This window comes from Algibacter sp. L1A34 (assembly GCF_009796805.1).
In the GTDB taxonomy this organism is placed as follows: Bacteria; Bacteroidota; Bacteroidia; order Flavobacteriales; family Flavobacteriaceae; genus Algibacter.
The window spans coordinates 18,586-37,386 of the sequence record NZ_CP047029.1 but is presented as its reverse complement, the minus strand read 5'-3'; the positions used below and the strand labels follow the sequence as shown (position 1 = coordinate 37,386).

At 33.7% G+C, this 18,801-nt stretch carries 11 protein-coding genes; 9 read left to right on the top strand and 2 right to left on the bottom strand.

Annotated elements, in window-relative coordinates:
* The first annotated feature begins 168 nt into the window (after window positions 1-168).
* From GQR97_RS00140 to GQR97_RS00105, 8 genes are all read left to right on the top strand, one after another.
* Window positions 169-3,516 (top strand): carbohydrate-binding protein, encoded by a 3,348-nt coding sequence (locus GQR97_RS00140; RefSeq protein WP_158843871.1) that lies wholly within the window; start codon window positions 169-171, stop codon window positions 3,514-3,516.
* A gap of 315 nt (window positions 3,517-3,831) precedes the next feature.
* On the top strand, window positions 3,832-6,135 hold the full coding sequence (locus GQR97_RS00135; RefSeq protein ID WP_158843869.1) for a heparinase II/III-family protein: 2,304 nt from the start codon (window positions 3,832-3,834) through the stop codon (window positions 6,133-6,135).
* 9 nt (window positions 6,136-6,144) lie between these two features.
* Window positions 6,145-7,818, top strand: a complete 1,674-nt coding sequence (locus tag GQR97_RS00130) for an FAD-dependent oxidoreductase (RefSeq protein WP_158843867.1) — start codon at window positions 6,145-6,147, stop codon at window positions 7,816-7,818.
* Between the two features lie 12 nt (window positions 7,819-7,830).
* Window positions 7,831-8,556, top strand: coding sequence for an SGNH/GDSL hydrolase family protein (locus GQR97_RS00125; protein WP_158843865.1), 726 nt, complete (start codon window positions 7,831-7,833; stop codon window positions 8,554-8,556).
* Window positions 8,557-8,581: 25 nt separating this feature from the next.
* Window positions 8,582-11,134 (top strand): glycoside hydrolase family 3 protein, encoded by a 2,553-nt coding sequence (locus tag GQR97_RS00120; RefSeq protein ID WP_158843863.1) that lies wholly within the window; start codon window positions 8,582-8,584, stop codon window positions 11,132-11,134.
* Between the two features lie 66 nt (window positions 11,135-11,200).
* Window positions 11,201-12,031: a DUF1080 domain-containing protein gene (locus GQR97_RS00115; RefSeq protein WP_158843861.1), complete on the top strand. Its 831-nt coding sequence runs from the start codon at window positions 11,201-11,203 to the stop codon at window positions 12,029-12,031.
* A gap of 44 nt (window positions 12,032-12,075) precedes the next feature.
* Window positions 12,076-13,986 carry a hypothetical protein gene (locus tag GQR97_RS00110; protein WP_199269891.1) on the top strand — a complete coding sequence of 637 codons (1,911 nt, stop codon included), beginning with the start codon at window positions 12,076-12,078 and terminating at the stop codon, window positions 13,984-13,986.
* 201 nt (window positions 13,987-14,187) lie between these two features.
* Entirely contained in the window at window positions 14,188-16,269 is a 2,082-nt protein-coding gene (locus tag GQR97_RS00105; RefSeq protein ID WP_158843859.1) for a T9SS type A sorting domain-containing protein, read from the top strand.
* A 63-nt stretch (window positions 16,270-16,332) separates the two neighbouring features.
* Here the strand turns inward: GQR97_RS00105 and GQR97_RS00100 are convergent, their stop codons facing one another.
* Both GQR97_RS00100 and GQR97_RS00095 read right to left on the bottom strand, forming a co-directional pair.
* Window positions 16,333-16,527, bottom strand: coding sequence for a Lacal_2735 family protein (locus GQR97_RS00100; protein ID WP_158843857.1), 195 nt, complete (start codon window positions 16,525-16,527; stop codon window positions 16,333-16,335).
* A 193-nt stretch (window positions 16,528-16,720) separates the two neighbouring features.
* Window positions 16,721-17,428: a DUF4197 domain-containing protein gene (locus tag GQR97_RS00095; RefSeq protein ID WP_158843855.1), complete on the bottom strand. Its 708-nt coding sequence runs from the start codon at window positions 17,426-17,428 to the stop codon at window positions 16,721-16,723.
* A gap of 142 nt (window positions 17,429-17,570) precedes the next feature.
* Between GQR97_RS00095 and GQR97_RS00090 the strand changes: the two genes are divergently transcribed.
* Window positions 17,571-18,695, top strand: coding sequence for a TlpA family protein disulfide reductase (locus GQR97_RS00090; RefSeq protein WP_158843853.1), 1,125 nt, complete (start codon window positions 17,571-17,573; stop codon window positions 18,693-18,695).
* Window positions 18,696-18,801: the final 106 nt, after the last annotated feature.

The following is an 18,801-nucleotide window of genomic DNA, read 5'->3' as shown; positions in this document are numbered from 1 at the left end:
ATTAAAACTTGAAGTCTCCTTAGGCAATATGTTGAATAAGGAGGCTTTTTGTATTTAATCTAAATGTCTATCAAAATAAATTCATTTTAAAAGCATTGATATTGTGTTGTTTATGTGTTAAGTAAACACTTTTTTTCATGCTTTAATTTCAACAAAAAACATCAAATAATGAAAAAATATATACAATTAATAATTCTCCCAGTCTTGTTTTTATGGGTTGGACACTTAGAAGCCCAAACAACAATAAATACGCTTGCGGAGTTAAGGAGTCACTTAGGAGACAATGATGAAGATTTTGTAATGACTCCTGGGACATATTATTTTAATGAAACTAATTGCGGACCAGATAAATTATTTTCAAATCCAAAATTACTCCTGTTTACGGGAAATGACTGTAAATTTGACTTTACCGATGTGAAATTTGAAATTGATACTAAAATATTCAAATTATACGGAAACACTGATATTATTGAGTTTTGGGCAGCCGGAAATGATAATGTTTACTTGAATTTAACCATGGAAGATATTGGGATGACTGTACCTTCTAAAGGAGCAGGTTCAATACATCTTGATGGTGCAGATAATTTAATAGAAGGTTTTAAAACAACCGTAAGTGGTTCTTTTCCTTATGGATATGGCGATACTTTTGGTAAAGGAGGAGGTTCTGTTATTGCTCATCAAAAACATGCAGGTATTTTGGTTAGAGGAGACAGAAACCATATAAAAAATTGTAGTGTTATTATGAGAGCTTACGGCCATGGTATATTTGTACAAGGTTCTCATAATGCAATAATAGAAGGTTGTTATGTTGAGGGAGAATTACGTACCGTTGGAGAAATGCTACAAGAAGAAGGTACAGATTCTCCTGCGGATAATGTAGATTTTGAAACCGTTTGGGGTTTTAATTTAAAAGATCATACAAGCGATTATACCTTCAGTCTTCAAGAAGCTGGTATTAGAGCTTATTCTACCGGAGTTATACACGATTCTAATGGGGATTCTACAGGTGTAAGTAGAGGTACTGAAAATACAACAGTTATAGATTGCACCATTGTTAAAATGCGCGTAGGTGTAAATACAGGAGCTGAAGGTGGAGATAATAAACGAATTGAAAACTGTACAGCACTTGCTTGCGAAGGTGGTTTTTGGTTAGGTAATGATGGTGATGTTATTAATTGTCGTGCAGATGCATCAGTTGGGCCAATTCTATCAGAAGATATTTCTCGTTCTAACGCTTCTTATGAAGTTACTATCCTAGATAATTATATTCCTAAAATTGGAGATACACCTTATTTTTATGCAGGAGGAACCAATCATAATATTACAATACACGATGGTACAACTTACTATAATCCAGATATTAAAATTGTGTTAGGAGGTACAAGACCTGCAAATAGGTTTTTAGCAGGTTCTGTAGAGCCAATACCTTCTAGAAACGCTAACAATATTACATTTACAAACAATACACCTTATCCTTTGATTTTAGAGAGTGCTACAGATTGTAATGTTTTTTCTTGTGGACCAGTTGAAGATAATGGATCTAATAATACAATTACTCAGTTAACCGATTGTATTACAACAAAGCCTTGTAATAATACGGTAAACAAACTTGAAGCTGAATGCTATGATACCATGTCTGGTATAGGCACTAGAGAAATAAATGGTAATCCAAATATAAAAGAAGTCTATGGTATACATACAGGAGATTGGATAAATTTTAATGCTATTGATTTAACTGATATGACTTCAATTGAAGCCATCTTGTCTAGTATACATAATGATGTGTCTATAGAAGTTAGAACAGGTAGTAATACCGGAACTTTACTCGCGACAATACCCATAACTAGTACCAGTAGCGAATCTAATTATTTAGAGTTTTCTGCAAACTTAAATCAAGTTGTTAACGGGGAAACCGATATCTATTTTGTATTCACCAGTGTGAGCCAAACAGGATGGTTATTTAATTTGGATAAATTATCTTTTAATAAAGACGCTTGTTCTCAGGCTTCATACAATCCGTTTCTTCCAATAAGTGCCGAGAATTTCTGTGCTTCATCAGGAATAACAGTGTATGATTTGTCTATCTTTAATAAATCAATTGGAGATATTGATAACGACGATTATATAAGATTTAATAATGTCCATTTTGGAAATGACGATGTTTACAATGAAATTGAAGTTTTAGCATCTTCTACTAGCGCTGGTACTATTGAAGTTAGAAGTGGATCTGTAGATGGGACATTATTAACAACCGTAGTGGTTGGGAATACGGGGAGCAATGATAATTATGAAGTATTCTCGAGCTATACAGCTTCCGAAATAACAGGAACACACGATTTATATTTTGTTTTTAAAGGGACGGGAGCTTCTTTTTTAAATATGGATAATTTCTTTTTTAATAATGATGAATGTAGCGGTGTAAATTACAATGCATATTCTCAAATAGATGCATTAACATATTGTGATATGTTTGGAGTGGTTCCAATAAATAATGAATACCTAGGAGGGATAAACGATAATGAATGGATTCGTTATGGTAGTGTCGATTTTACTTCGGAAGCCCCTGCACAAATTACATTTAATATAGCAGGTTATCCTACCGAGGAAACTGTAGAAAACGGATTTATAAATGTTATGCTAGGCCATCCAACAGAAGGCACTTTAATAGCTAAAACTATGGTTCCCAAAACAGGAGGATGGGAAGTTTGGAAAGAGGTTACAGAAACACTACTTCAAGATGTTATTGGTACCCACGAAGTGTATTTGTATTTCGGAAATGGGTCTTTCAATTTAGATTGGTTTGAGTTTCATCAAGAAAAGGTTGAATTAAGTAATCTGGCTTTAGCTTCAAATGGGGGGATTGCCTCTCAGTCTACCACAGCATACGAGGGAGATGCTGCTCGTGGTAACGATGGTAATACTGATGGTAATTATGGAGGAAGCTCGGTAACACATACCGAACATGGAAGTACTGGGGCTAATACGCTTAAATGGTGGCAAGTAAATTTAGGTGGAGATAAAATCATTGAGGAAATTGTGATTTATGGAAGAACGGGCAGTAATTACGTTAATGATTTAAATAATTTTACTGTAGAAGTTTTAAACGAAAATGAAGTGATTGTGTTTACTCAGTTTTATGCTAGTTACCCAACTTCTAGACCATTAAGGATAGATGTCGATAGTAAAATAGGTCGAATTATAAAAATATCAAAGACATCAGATAGAGGAATGTCTTTAGCTGAGGTTGAAGTTTTTGGAACAAATACTTTAAGTGTTAATGATTTCGCTTTACCTGAAATAAAACTATATCCAAATCCTGCAAATCAGGCAGTGATGATTGTTAACGGGGCTAATTTAACCTTAGAAATATTTAATATTAATGGTGTTTTGGAATCGCAACTTTTTCTTTCTGAAAACAGTAAGGAAGTCTCCTTGGAAAACCTGAATTCTGGAATTTATTTTCTGAAATTTTCAGATGATCGAGGGACAGCGGTTAAAAAACTCATTAAGTTGTAACATGTTATTTTTTTTTATTATAACACACTTCAATGAATTTTAATCGATGTTTAATTATATTTATTACTTTTAAATTGTAGTAAGATATAGAACGATTCCGTTTATTGGAAAGTTTAATATTTAAGTCAAGATTTGCTAAAAGTGATTTTAGTAGATCTTGACTTTTTTTTTATCCCATTTTAAAGCTAAATACCTCATAAATCCATATGAATAACTCATAATTTATATTCAATGAATATAGGTTTATATGTTTTTTTAAACCAATTAGTTATCATTGAATAGTATTAAAAGTATAAAAAAATCATTCTATTTTAAATGAAAAAAACAATACCATTTATTATTTGCTGCCTTTTTGTATTAACAGCCATGGCCCGGGAAAGAAATTATTTGCTATACACAGATAGCAATATTTCTAAACTAAAAAATCAAATTTCTAATGATAAGTCTGTAAAGGATCATTGGAATACACAGTATAAAATGGCCAAAGATTTACTTAAAAAAGATAAATTAAAGTCAAAGGATGGCCTTTTATTAGGCTTAGTTTATAGAATGACTGGTGAAGAAAAATTTGCTAGTAAATTAAAAGAAATACTTCTTAGTTATACCTCCAAAAAAACTTGGGAAGGCGCTACGTTGCTAAAAAGAACACCAGCATGGAAAGCTGGTTTAGGAACCTCGCATACCAGTTATGATATCGCTATGGGGTTCGATTGTATTTATAATTATCTATCGGAAACAGAACGGCAAGACATCGCCAAAGATATTGTGCGCTTGGGGATAACACCTGCAAGAGAGGATTGGTTAGAGCCAGAAAAAAATATGCATACCTACGATACTATGGGGCATAACTGGTGGAGTGCCTGTGTTTATATGTCTGGATTAACGTCTTTATCGGTACGTAATGAAATTCCTGAGGCTACAAAATGGGCCGAAGAAATTCAGGAATCGGCTATAGAGTGGATTAATTATACAGGAAGTGTATTGCAAAATAAACCACCCACTTTTGATCAGGATGGCGGCTTTTATGAAAGTATAAATTATGCTTCGTATGCAGCTTCGCAATATTTGTTGTTTTTATCTGCTTATCAAAATGTGTGGTCAAATACCCCTATATATAAATCTCCAATACTTGATAAAATTGGTGATTTTTTCATCAATACAACCTATTATGTCAAAGGAGGGGAAGATCTTGCTGTTAATTTTGGGGACTCTGGGCTTATTGCTACTGGCGATAGAATAGTGCGATTACTTTGGAATTTAGGATATCAAAATGAAGGGTATCAATATTACATGAATCATATAAGTAACGGTGAGAATAGAGATTCGAGTTCGGCTGAAGCTTTAATTTTAAATCCCGATTTTAAATCTAACAATTTAAGTTTTTCAAAAAACCGTCCTAAATCTCATCTATATAAAGATATGGGCTGGGCAACCATGAGAAATTCTTGGGATGATAATGCGACTATGTTAGCCGTGAAATCTGGATTTACTTGGAACCACGCACATGCCGATGCTGGATCGTATATTTTATTTCATAATGGTAAAAATTTAATAATAGATTCTGGTGGTGCTAGTTATTTAAGTCCATTGTATACCGAGTTTTATTGCCAAAGTGAGGCTCATAATGTGATTTTTTTCAACGGAAAAGCGCAAAACAGAAAGGATCCATATTTCGGAAATGTTAATCCTGGGTCGTTGCACAATTTAGTTGAAGGCGATAATTTTAAATACTTATTAGCAAACGCTACAGGACCTTATTCACACATTTTAACTCGTAATTATCGAAATTTTATTTGGGTAGGCGATGTGATATTAGTGATAGACGATTTATTAGCTTTTGAACCTGGGAAATTTGAATGGTTTTTACATTACAATGGGGAATCTACCTTAAAAGGTGGTATTGATTTAACCATTAAAGATGAAGATGCTAAAATAAGAGTACGTCCGCTTTTTCCAAATACGTTTCCTCCAGGAGGCGAACGTCCTCACGATTTTCCTGAGCACATGTTATTAACGGAAAAAATAGGGCATGAAGATCATCACCCTGAAGAAGAAAAACCTTTTTGGTCTATCAGTCATTTTGAAGAAACAGCAAGAACTAAATTTATTTCTGCCATTATTTTAGAGAATGATGACAATGAAAATAATCTACCGGTGATTACCCGAGATGAAACCAAAGATTATTTAAAAGTATCCATCACTCAAAAAGGTGAAACGACCGAAGTATATTTTAATTTATTAGCAGATGGAAGTTTAAAACATAGAAACAGCTTAATTAATATCGATGGCTGGGAAACCGATGCTTATATCACCGTTTTAAAATTTGATGAAGGTGCAGATAAAACAAATATAAATAATGTTAATGAAGTCTTTATCGGTCATGGTAGTTATTTGCGTCGTGATGGGCAAGTGCTAATTCATGCGTTATCTAAATATACCGCCTTAGTTGAAAACTTTGGAGCGCAACCTAATTTAATTTTTCAAGGACAACCCAATACAACCGTTAATCTTTATAGTCCAAAAAACATCAATAGCTTAAAGTTAAATGATGCTACTAAAAATGGAGATTATAATGATTCTAAAAAGACAATCAAATTATTAATTAGAGATAATAAATAGGAAGAAATTATGATCAATTTTAATGTAAAGAATAGGAATAAAATAGTGCTTTTACTCATGTTAGTTGTGAGTTTAATTCAAGTAAGTTGTGGGTCTTCCGAAGAAAAACAAGAATATGATGCCGATGTTATTATCTACGGTGGAACTTCGGCCGCGATAACAACAGCAGTGCAATTAAAGCGTATGCATAAATCTGTATTAATTGTTTGTCCGGAAAAGCATATTGGCGGACTATCTTCAAGTGGTTTAGGTTTTACCGATCTTGGAAATAAAGAAGTGATTGGTGGTATTTCAAAAGAATTTTATACAAGCGTTTATAACCATTATCAAGATGAAGCAGCGTGGAACTGGCAACCTAGAAATGAATATGGAAACGAAGGACAAGGGACAACAGCTATTGATGATGATTTAAAAACTATGTGGACTTTTGAACCACACGTAGCTGAGAATATTTTCGAAAAAATGGTTACCGATAATGATATTAAAGTTATTAGAAATAAATGGTTGGATCGTAATAATGGTGTGGAATTATTAGATGGAAAAATAGTGTCCATCACCATGTTGACAGGTGAAAAATATACAGGTAAAATATTTGTAGATGGTACTTACGAAGGTGATTTAATGGCTGCCGCTAATGTAAATTACCATGTAGGTCGGGAGGCTAATAGTGTTTATAATGAAACTTGGAATGGTGTGCAGAAAGGTGTATATCATCACAGTCATAATTTTCAAGAGTTAAACATTAGCCCTTATGTTATTCCAGGAGACTCCACAAGTGGTGTTTTACCGCGTATTTCAACAGCTCCTCCGGGAGAACAAGGTTCTGGAGATAACCGAGTGCAAGCATATAATTACAGATTGTGTACAACCAATGCAGAAGGAAATGTTGTGCCTTTTGAAAAACCAAAGGATTATGACCCTGCAGAATATGAACTACTAAGGCGTGTGTTTAAAGGCGGTCGATATTCTATGTTTGGTGGCGGTGAAATTCCAAATCATAAACGAGATGTTAATAATGTAGGGCCTTTTAGTTCAGATAATATTGGTATGAATTATGAATATCCAGAAGCATCCTATGAAGAACGTAAAGTAATTTTGGAAGAGCATATTAACTATCATAAAGGGTTACTTTATTTCTGGGGACATGATGAGAGTGTGCCAGAACGCTTTAGAAAAAGCATTAAAAAATGGGGGCTTGCTAAAGATGAATTTCAGGATAATAATCATTGGCCTTACCAAATTTATGTGCGAGAAGCTAGACGTATGATCGGGGATTTTGTAATGACGGAAAATGAAATTTTAGGAAGAAGTAAAGTCGATAAACCTATAGGTATGGGGTCTTATACCATGGACTCCCATAATGTGCAACGTTATATTACTAAAGATGGTTATGTTCAAAACGAAGGAGATTTAGGTGTCGATGCCGAAGAACCATATCAAATTCATTTAGGAACCATTTTGCCAAAACAAAAGGAATGTAAAAATCTAATTGTACCATTAGCAGTATCGAGTTCACATATTGCATTTGGTTCTATTCGTATGGAACCTGTTTTCATGATTTTAGGTCAAAGCGCGGGAACGTTGGCTGCGTTAGCTCTTGATGAAGATATAGATATTCACGAAGTGTCTTATGATGAATTGAAAGAGAAACTAATCGCCGACGGGCAAGTGTTAAGTTATTAATCGAAAGTGCAAATGATAAAAACGAAAATTTTTAAAGTTATACTATATAGTGTTTTTTGTATTATACCGAATTTTATTGTTAATGCTCAGGTTGTTATAAATGCTGGTGTTGGAGGAAACGCAACAACAAACATTTTAAAACGATTAGAAAAAGATGTTTTAAATGAGAAGCCCGATTTGGTGATTTTAATGGTTGGAACAAACGATATGTTGAATTCAAAAAAAATGATTTCTTATAAAACGTATCGCAAAAATATGAAGGTGCTCGTTGATAAAATTAAGAAATCTGGAAGTGATGTACTTTTAATGTCATCACCACCTGCAGATTCAGTGTACCTTTTTGAACGTCATAATAAAGAAATATTTAAGGAATCTCCAAACGAGAAATTAAATAAAATTAGAGGTATTGTTTCTAAAATAGCATTGGATAAACAAGTCTATTTTTTAGACGTTTATCAGGCTTTTGTTAATTTAAATGTGCCAAAACATAATAAAGACCTATTCTTTAGAAACGCTATGAATAGTGGCGCGAGAGATGGTGTACATCCTACAGTATTAGGGTATCACTTTATAGCTGAATTGGTTTTTCAATATTTAAAAAAGAATAGTCTTTTAGAGGCCTATAATAAAATTATTTGTTTAGGAGATTCTATTACAAATGGGAGTGGTGTAAAAGACAAAGTGCAGGCATACCCAGGAGTGCTCCAAAGTCTTATTGATGCAAATATTAGGAAATGATAAAAGTATTATAAATAAAATAGTTATGAGAAAATATATTCTGATGGTAGTCTATTGTGTTGCTATGTTTGTCGTAAAGTCCGTTGTGGCTCAAGATCGAACAGCACTCCATGCTAGTGCAACTAAGCAAGCAAAAAAACTAGTAAAGCAGATGACTTTAGAAGAGAAAGTCAAGTTAATTGAAATGAATAGTTTGCCTATAGAGCGTCTAGATATTCCAGGCTATAATTGGTGGAATGAAGCCTTACATGGGGTAGCGCGTCGTGGAGAAGCTACTCAGTTTCCTGTGCCGCTTTCTATGGCTTCCGGTTGGAATCCTAATTTAATTAAAGACATGACCACGGCAATTAGTGATGAAGCTCGCGCATTAAACAATGCCGATGCTGCAGCCGATAAAACAAAACGTTACCACGGTCTAACATTATGGAGTCCTGTTATTAATATGGCGCGGGATCCGCGTTGGGGACGTACCGAAGAAACCTATGGTGAAGATCCCTTTTTAACAACAGAGTTAGCATGTTCATTTGTAGATGGTTTGCAAGGAGACGATCCAAATTATTTAAAAACTGTAGCAACTATTAAGCATTTTGTAGTGAATAACACAGAGCATAATCGTTTGCATGTGCGTCCAGATGTATCAGAACGTGCATTACGTGAATATTATTTTCCGGCCTATCGAGATGTGATTGCACGAGAAGATGTTGAATCTATAATGTCTTCGTATAATGGTTTAAATGGCGTGCCTTGTTCGGCTAATAAATGGTTGTTAACAGATGTTTTACGTAATGAGTGGGGCTTTAATGGTACCGTGGTAACCGATGTTGGAGTGCCTGGGCATATGGTTGAAAAACATAAGTATGCTAAAGATGGGGCAGAAGCTGCTATGATGATGATTACTGCTGGTGTCGATTTATATTCAGGCTCGGATAGAGCTTCGGAAGTAAACGAGAGGGAATGGTCTAAGCAAGCGGTTCAACAAGGTTTGATGAAAGAATCGGATTTAGATCAAGCAATAATTCGTAATCTAGCAACCCGTATTAAATTAGGACTTTTACGTTCGGATGAAGATAATCCTTATACTAAAATATCAACAGATGTTATTGGGTCAGAGCATCATCTCGCAATTGCCAGACAAATAGCTCGTGAAGGCGCCGTGCTATTACAAAACAAAAAAAATGTACTTCCTGCTACACCAGAAAAATATAAATCTATTCTTTTTGCTGGACCTTATGTGAATGATGCGCCTTTTGGGGCTTATAGCGGAAATGCTGCAGGTATTGCTGCAACGCCTATGTTAGGAATGAAAGTCTTAGCAGGGGATCGTTATGAAATTAAAAGTCAGTTAGGCGGAAAGTGGTTATTTATCCCTGAAGGGAATTTAAATGTTCTAGGAAAACCAAATACTAAAGGTGTAAAAGGGGAATATTTTGCAGGTAAAAAACTTGCAGGTGAACCTATTTCTGTAAGAACAGATCGCTCTGTTAATTTAGATTTACCAAAACCATTGGCACATATTGATCCCGAAATTCCACAACCAACTTTTTCCGCACGTTGGACGGCTCAATTAACTCCAAATCGTACAGGAATTCATTATTTCTCAATGACAGCTTTAAGTGGAGCACGTGTTTGGATAAATGAAGAAAAAGTACTTGATAATTGGCATAGTAAAGCTTCTAATACTATAGAGTCCAAAGGGCTGTATTTAGAAGCTGGAAAATCAGTGGATTTAAAGGTGGAATATTACAATGATGAGGTAGAGCCTGCTCGTGCATTATTAAAGTGGATTGAACCACAAGAGGAAGTTAATATAGAAAATCCAGAAGATAAGTTATTAATTTATGTGGGTGGTTTAACTTGGAGAATGTCCAAAGAATCTCATGATAGAATGAATTCTATTATGCCAGAAGATCAAATGAAAGAAATTAAAGCATTGGCCGCAATTTATCCTAATATGGTGGTGGTGCTTAATGGTGGTACGGTAGTGCAGTTGTCTGAGCTTAATGAGCTGGTGCCTTCTATTCTTTTACAGTGGTTTCCTGGGCAAGAAGGTGGTTATGCTTTGGCCGAATTAATAACTGGTAAAGTAAGTCCTTCTGGGCATCTTCCAATTACATTTTATACAAATCCCGATAAATTACCAGATTTTGAAGACTACGAAATTAGTAAAGGAAGAACCTATATGTATATGAAGGATAATGTGACTTATCCCTTTGGTTATGGCTTAAGCTATACATCGTTTGATTATTCAGAATTAAAGGTGACACAGGATAAAAAACAAGTAACAGCTGTACTCGATGTAAAGAATACAGGAGCTATGGATGGCGATGATGTGGTTCAGTTATACGTTAGCAATCTGGATTCTGAAGTTTATCAACCCATTCGTCAACTAAAAGCTTTTAAAAGAGTTTCTATTGAAAAAGGGAAAACTAAAAAAGTTGCATTGAATTTTTCAATGGATGATATGACATGGTGGGATGTTAAAAAACAAAAATATGTAATGAATCCTGGACGTTATGAAATTCAAATAGGGAAGTCTTCAGCAGAAATTGTAGCGAAGCAGATTATAACTATAAAATAAACCGATAAAAAGAAGCTCCTGTTAAAAGGGATTTTAAATAAACTGTAATCACCAAATTTAAACTAAATGAACATAAAAACAGCACTAAAGTCAATGCTTATAGGGGTAATACTAACTTTAATTACTGGAGTTACAAATGCGCAACCGAACCCGTTATCAAAGAAAGGATTCCATAAAATTTTTAATGGTAAAAATTGGGAGGGGTGGCATCTTAAATTAAAAAATGGCGATGCAGAAATGGCTAAACAAGTATATGCCATTGAAAAAAAAGGCGTGCATGTTTTTAAAGATATGCCCGATAGTTTAAATCTTAATACAGGTGAAAACGCAACACACGGACTTTTTTATACCAACAAAAAATATAGTAAATACATTCTTAGATTTGAATATAAATGGGGTGAAAAAATAACGAATAATTTTGATCGTTGGCAATACGATGCAGGTGTTTATTACCACGTTACAGACGATAAAGTTTGGCCTATTGGTATTGAATATCAAATTCGTTACAATCATAAAACAGGCTTGAATCATACTGGGGATTTAATTCGTCCGTCGGGAGCAGATTATGATTGGTATTGCACTAAAGACGGTAAAAGTTTTTTAAGTCCGGAGAACGGTGGTGTGCCGGAAATTAAACGCGATTGGATGCATTTAGCGTCTCCAACAACCAATTTTAATGCCTTAAATAATAAGTGGAATGTATGCGAAATTATTGTAATGGGAGGAGAATATACCATTCATAAACTAAACGGAGAGATTGTAAACATGGCTTTTAATTTAAAACCAAGTGAGGGTATTATTGGGTTTCAATCGGAAACTGCCGAGATTTATTATAGAAATATAAAAATTAAAGAATTTGATGAAGTAATTCCTATAGAAGCTTTTATAGAAAAATAAAAAATGCAATGATAAAAAATCTTTTAAAGTATAGTTTTTTGTTTATGTCATTATCCTTGATAGGTTGTAATGAAAAGCAAGAATTAAAAACAGAGCAGTTAGATATAATAGCCTATTTAAAAAAGGCTGATGGAGATCAAATTTATCCTTCGGAAGCACAAATAGAACTACTTAAAACCGTGATGCCAGTTGAAGCTTATCAACCTGCTCCAAAAATATCTGATAGAGTGTATTGGGATAAGGTCGCTGCTACAAAATCGGCTCAAGATTATCTTGAAAAAGCCAATACCGAATTAGATAAAGCACCGGAAGTGCCAATTTCCGACGAGATTTATAAACGCGCCAATAAGGAAGGCAATCGGGGTATTTATAAACCTCGATATTACCGTACTATGGATCGATTAGAACGTTTTATTCTAGCGGAATGTTTAGAAAATAAAGGACGTTTTTTACCTCAAATAAAAACCTATATACAAGCTATTATGGATATGAAATCGTGGATGCATCCTAATCATGATGATAACAATAACAGTGTTTTAGAAGGAAAAAGAGTTTCAATAGATTTAGGAGCTCGTAAATTTGGTGGCGTTTTGGCTATAGCGGAATCGCTTTTAGATCAAGAAATTTCGGAGGAATTACGTGCAGAAATTAAAAAACAATTGCAATGGCGTATTACGGATACCTATTTAAAAAGTTGTAAAATTTCTGATAAAAATAATCATTGGATTGATGGCACTAGTAACTGGAATTCGGTATGTACAAGTGGAGCTTTGTTAGTTTCTATTACCAATTCTGGAAGTTATGAGGAGCGTTTAGCAGCGGTTGGGGCTTCAATAAATAGTATGAAATATTATATAGGCGGTTTTGGTGATGATGGCTATTGTTCAGAAGGTTTAGGCTACTGGGGTTATGGTTTTAATCATTATTTATATATCGCTCAAATGCTATCAGATTATACGGAAGGGAAAATAGATTTATTCAATTTCGATAATCCAGAAAAATTAAGAAGAGTCGGTAATTTTCCGGAGCATTTCGAAATACAAAAAGGAACATGTGCCCCGTTTGCCGATGGTGTGTCTCATACATCAAGTAGCGGAAGTAATTTTGCCGAGGTTTTATCTTCAAAACATTATGGCGCTAAAAAACCTTCGGAAATTAGAATGGAAGAAGCTGTAGAGCAACTTATTGCTTGGAATAATCCAGAACTTTTTAGTGTGAATAGTTCAAATGAAAAACAAAATTCAGATTTAGAAGGACATACGTATTTCGACGATTTTGGAATGGTGATATCCCGTGGTAAACAAAAGGTGCCTTTTTCAATAGCTATAAAAGCGGGACACAATGCAGAGAATCATAACCATAGTGATGTGGGGACTTATATTATTGTTTTAAACAAAGATTTAATTTCTGGTGATATTGGAGCGCCATCATATATCGCGGGCTCTTTCTCTAAAACAAACCCTGCTCGAAGCTCTTGGGGACACCCGGTGCCAAGAATAAATAATACACTACAAGCTAATGGCAGGGAATTTAAGGGAGTTATTTTGGAAACCGATTTTCAGGAAAATTGGGATAAAGTGGTTATGGATTTAAAACCAGCTTATGAAATTTCAGAATTAGAAACCTTGAAAAGAACGATGGTAAATGCAAAGTCTGGACAGGGAGTTATAACGATTCAAGACGATTTTAAAACGACAATACCAGTTAGTTTTGGAACGGCTATCATGACGTATTCTAAGTATGAGATTGTAGATGCCCACACTTTAATTTTAACCAATAAAAACGAAAAATTAAAGGTTGAAATTACCAGTGAAGGTGGCGCTATTAAAATAACCCCAGAACCTGTACCTGTAAAAGCATTACGAGAAGGTAAAGGTGCCATTAGAATTGGTGTCGATTTTATTAAACCTGTAAGTAGTGGACACATAAAAGTGAAGTACACACCAATATTTTAAAAATATATTTTATTGTTTTTTTTACTGAAAAAGGAATGGTCTAAATTTTAGATTGTTCCTTTTTATGATAAAGTGAATTCTTACTTGTTTGTTTTAAAGCCCTTTAAAGAGTTATAAGTTATAGGTTTTTACCGATAGCTTATCATATATCTCTATAATAAATGTTTCTTTTGTTTTAACTAAACTTTAAAATAAACATTGATGACTAAACTTTACAAAACTAATCTACATTTATTATTACTGGCCTTATTTTGTGTCCAATTTATACAAGCTCAACAAACTACGGTAACCTCATTGGCAGATTTGTTGCCTTATTTAGATGATAACGGCGCAGATATTAAGCTTGCGGCAGGAACATATACTATAACTGCTCAGGATATAGCTGATGGAAAATTTAGTAATCCACTATTTCTTTTTGAAGGATCTAATAGTACCTACGATTTTACAGGAGTTACTATAAAGATAGAAACCGATGTGCTTACGGCTTTTGGTAATGTAGATGTTAACCAAATGCAAATATTAGGAAATGAGAATGTCCTTAGAAATTTAACGATGGAAGATACTGGAGATACGCCGCCTCGTAAAAGAGCTCAAAGTATTGTTATAGATGGCAGGGATAATAGGATAGAAGGTTGGCATTTAACCATACGTGGATCTTACCCTTATGGATATGGTGATGCCTTTGGTAAAGGAGGTGGGTCTGTTATAAGCCATAGGAAACACTCGGGGATTTTAGTGAGAGGTTTACGAAATCACCTTAAAGATTGTACCATTATTTCACGCTCTTACGGGCATATTGTTTTTATGCAAGCTGCTAGTTATCCAATAATTGAAGGCTGTTATATAGAAGGTGAAATGCGTAAAACTGATGATATGTTAGCTGAAACATCTGGTCCAGCTTTTGATAAAGACTTTATGACTGTATGGGGTTACACGCTCCCAGCAGGTTATATGATGAGTTTGCAAGAAGCAGGGATACGAGCCTATAATGCTGGAACAACCTATATCGATGGGGTAGAGATTGAACGAGGTACAGATAATCCTACGGTGTTAAATTGTACAGTAAAGAATGCTAGAACAGGTGTTACCTTAGCTCATGCCTCTGGTAAAAAATATGTTGAAGGCTGTACGGTATTAGGTAGTGAAAACGGATATTCTATAGGTAACGGTACGGTTATTAACTGTGGAGCAGATGCTATTTACGGACCTGTTTTTCAAAGTACATATAGTAGTGATAACGGTTATAATGCCGATATTACTATTTTACCTCCAAGTGGTGCTTATTATAATGGGCATAAAGCTGTAGCTTATGTTGGAGGAAGTAATCACGATTTAACTTTTCGTTCAGATATTGTAGACTTTCCAAGTGATTTAAAAATAATGGTATCAGGTGAATTACAAAATCTTAGAATGATTAATGGTGCAAACCCAAATCAAAATAATTTAACATCGACTGATATTAGTATCCGAAATCTAACTAATTTCCCTTTGCTTTTACATTCTGATAGTGAAAACATTATTGTTCGGGCCTGCGACACGGGTAATATAACAGATAATGGAAATAATAATACTATTGCAACTATAGATTGTGATTCGGATAACTTAGCATTAACAGGAGCAGCCATTCAATCTTCAACAGCTTACGGAGGCATAGGAAGTCGTGCTATTGACGGTAATACTAATGGGAGTTTTTCAAATAACTCTGTAACGCATACTGATCCCTCAGATACTCCAACTTGGTGGCTAGTAAATTTATCTTCAGAGCAAGCTATAGGAGATATTGTTATTTTCAATAGAACAGGAAAGCAAAGCTATATAGAAAGACTTTCGGATTTTGCCGTTTATGTCTATGATGCTAGCGGAACAGAAATGTTTAAGCAAACATTTACGAACAATCCTCCAAACCCTTCAAAAACTATTGATGCTGGCGGAGTACTAGGGAAAACAGTGAAAATAGTTCAATTAGATAATACAGTGGCTTTATCCTTGGCTGAAGTACAAGTGTTTTCAACAGCTTTATCTATTAATGATGTAATTAATCCTATAAGTTTATATCCTAATCCTGTTTTGAACGATCTTAAAATTTCTTTAGTTAATACTAATTTAAATGTGGATAAAACAAAAATCACTTTATATAATATTAATGGTCAGAAGGTTTTGGAAACCAAATCAGAAAATTTAAATGAGATTAAATTGAACCTGTCACATTTAAACAGCGGTCTATACCTTTTAAGTATTAGTGATAATAATGTTACCATCACTCGAAAGATTGTGAAATTATAATTAGATACAAAAGCTCGGCGTAATAACTGAACTTTTTTTATTATAAAATATTAGTTGAAAAAATTATATGTGATGTGTTGTTTCCCTAGCGAGGTATTTTAATCGATTCAATTTATTGAGAAGTTTTATAGCTTTATATTCAGAAATATCACTTAAAGCAGAGTCTGTTTGTCGGAAATTATAAGCTTGTTCTATAAGTTCTTTATAGCGTTGGCTTAACCTGTACTGGTTAATTTTAATACTATCAGTTCGATTCATATCAGTTATAGTGAATTAAGGAAACCTAAATATACATTTTTTTATTGAATAAAGTAAGTGCTTTTGTTTTGATTTTCAGGTAAGTAGGTTTTATTTTGTAAGAAATACATTATTATTATTATTAAAAATAATAGCATAAAAAAGCCGAATACAATTCAAAACTGTATTCGGCTTTTTAATATGTTTATAAAAGTTAGTCCTGCAAAGCAAAAACCTTTTTTAATAAGTCTGTAGATCTAGATGCTGTTTTTGTTCTAATTTCAGTTTCTTCAACTGCAATCATAGTAAAAACACCTTTTAAAGCTTCTCCAGTTACGTAGTCTGTTAAATCTGGGTTTACATCACTTGTAAATGGTAAAGCATTGTATTTGTTAATTAAATTGCTCCAAATTTCATCGGCACCAACTTTGCTAAAAGAGCTTTTGATTACCGGGTTAAATTTAGCGTAAAGAGCCGTTTCTGTTTTCGATGTTAAATATTGTGTAGCAGCATCATTACTTCCTAATAAAATATCTTTAGCATCAGCAAAGGTAATATCTTTTACAGCATCAATAAAAATTGGTGTAGATTCTTTTACAGCATCCTCAGCTGCTCTGTTTAGAACTTTTAAACCTTCGTCAGCAAGACTACTTAAGCCTATGTCTCTAAGTGCTTTATCTACTTTTTGTAATTCTTCTGGTAGTAAAATTTTAACCAAATCATTTTTAAAGAAACCATCGGTTTGTGTAAGTTTTGTTACTTGTTTGTCTATACCTAATTCTAATGCTTCACGCAGGCCAGATGCTATTTCGGTATTGCCAAGTACACTACTTGTTTGCGGTAAGTTATCAACTACTTGCTGAAGTTCCGCACAAGCGGTTAAATTAAATATTAATAAGAAAGCGAGACCTTTACGTATCATGTTTTTTGGGTTTTTAATTAAAGCACAAAGATATATTTTACAAATGAAAAAGCATTCTATTTTTTAAAATACTATTTTAGCACAATTATTGTTATGTATAACAATATATTATTAAATTGACTAGATATTAAGCTGTATTATAATGAAAATAAGAAAATTAGTACTTTGTTTGATATGTGTTTTAAGTTCGACCTTGTTTTTCGGGCAGATACATATTTCAAAGAATATTAAAAAATCTTCGATTGCAACGACAGATGAGAATGCGCTGTATTTTGTAGATTTTTGGGCAACTTGGTGCGGCCCTTGTATTCATGTTTCTAAATATTTAGAATCGTTACAACAACAGTTTCCTAAAAACTTTTATATAGTGTCTTTAACACAGGAAAGTGCGGAGGTTGTAAATAAATTTATGATTAAGCATAACACAGGATTAGCCGTAGCTACAGATTATGAAGGTGAAACCTTTGCTGAAAATAATATAGCAAGTTTACCTTATGGAATTTTGTTTAATGCCGATGGTATAAAACTTTGGGAAGGGCATGCTGCCGATTTAAAAGCTTATAAAATTGGTGGATTTTTAGCTAGAAATCAAAAAACGATTTCGGTAGATGATTTTTTAAAACTTGAAGAATATAAGCAAGAAGTTGCTATAGAGAATCCTATAAAGAGAAGAAAAGATTTCGATTTTTTAGAAATTCAAGAAGATCATGGTATCAATTCTGGAATTCAAGCTGTAAATAGAAATGGTTATTTAGAGATTGAAGGGCGTTTGCAAGATATCATGGCTTATGCGTTACATAGTAATAAATCGCAAATTAAAATTCCTGAAGCAGTAAATAAATATTATAAAATGTATTTTTCAGAAGGATCTAAAGCCTTTGAAAATAAGGAAAATAGTATTGCGAAAGCTTTAAAGTTACGCCGTAAAGAATATGAGAAAGAGGGTGATGTATTGGTCCTAAATATTGATAATGCTAAGTTTTGGGATACTACCCAAATAGATTGGGGAATAAATAATCCTAAATATTTAATTGGCGATTCGGATATACAAGCAGATAATACTTCGGTAAGTGATATTGCGTATCAATTATCTTTTTTATTAGAAACACCTATTGTTTTTGATAAGAAATTTAAAAATGAAGAATTGCACGATTGGCAAATTCACTATAAATATTTTGAGTTTATGGCTTCTAATCTTGGGGAATACGGTATAAAAGTTGAAAAGAAAGTGATGGCTTACCCTGAATATGTTTATAATAAGAGGTAGGCGAAGAGTTTTTCGCTATCATTAAAAAACAAAACGTCTCAATTATGGTTAGTGCATAGATTAAAAGTAGTTAGTTTTTAGTTTTGCGCTTGGGTCAAGTTCTGGG

Coding starts and splice junctions, on each gene's coding strand:
- GQR97_RS00140 (WP_158843871.1), top strand. CDS start 169: ATGAAAAAATATATACAATTAATAATTCTCCCAGTCTTGTTTTTATGG.
- GQR97_RS00135 (WP_158843869.1), top strand. CDS start 3,832: ATGAAAAAAACAATACCATTTATTATTTGCTGCCTTTTTGTATTAACA.
- GQR97_RS00130 (WP_158843867.1), top strand. CDS start 6,145: ATGATCAATTTTAATGTAAAGAATAGGAATAAAATAGTGCTTTTACTC.
- GQR97_RS00125 (WP_158843865.1), top strand. CDS start 7,831: ATGATAAAAACGAAAATTTTTAAAGTTATACTATATAGTGTTTTTTGT.
- GQR97_RS00120 (WP_158843863.1), top strand. CDS start 8,582: ATGAGAAAATATATTCTGATGGTAGTCTATTGTGTTGCTATGTTTGTC.
- GQR97_RS00115 (WP_158843861.1), top strand. CDS start 11,201: ATGAACATAAAAACAGCACTAAAGTCAATGCTTATAGGGGTAATACTA.
- GQR97_RS00110 (WP_199269891.1), top strand. CDS start 12,076: ATGTCATTATCCTTGATAGGTTGTAATGAAAAGCAAGAATTAAAAACA.
- GQR97_RS00105 (WP_158843859.1), top strand. CDS start 14,188: ATGACTAAACTTTACAAAACTAATCTACATTTATTATTACTGGCCTTA.
- GQR97_RS00100 (WP_158843857.1), bottom strand. CDS start 16,527: ATGAATCGAACTGATAGTATTAAAATTAACCAGTACAGGTTAAGCCAA.
- GQR97_RS00095 (WP_158843855.1), bottom strand. CDS start 17,428: ATGATACGTAAAGGTCTCGCTTTCTTATTAATATTTAATTTAACCGCT.
- GQR97_RS00090 (WP_158843853.1), top strand. CDS start 17,571: ATGAAAATAAGAAAATTAGTACTTTGTTTGATATGTGTTTTAAGTTCG.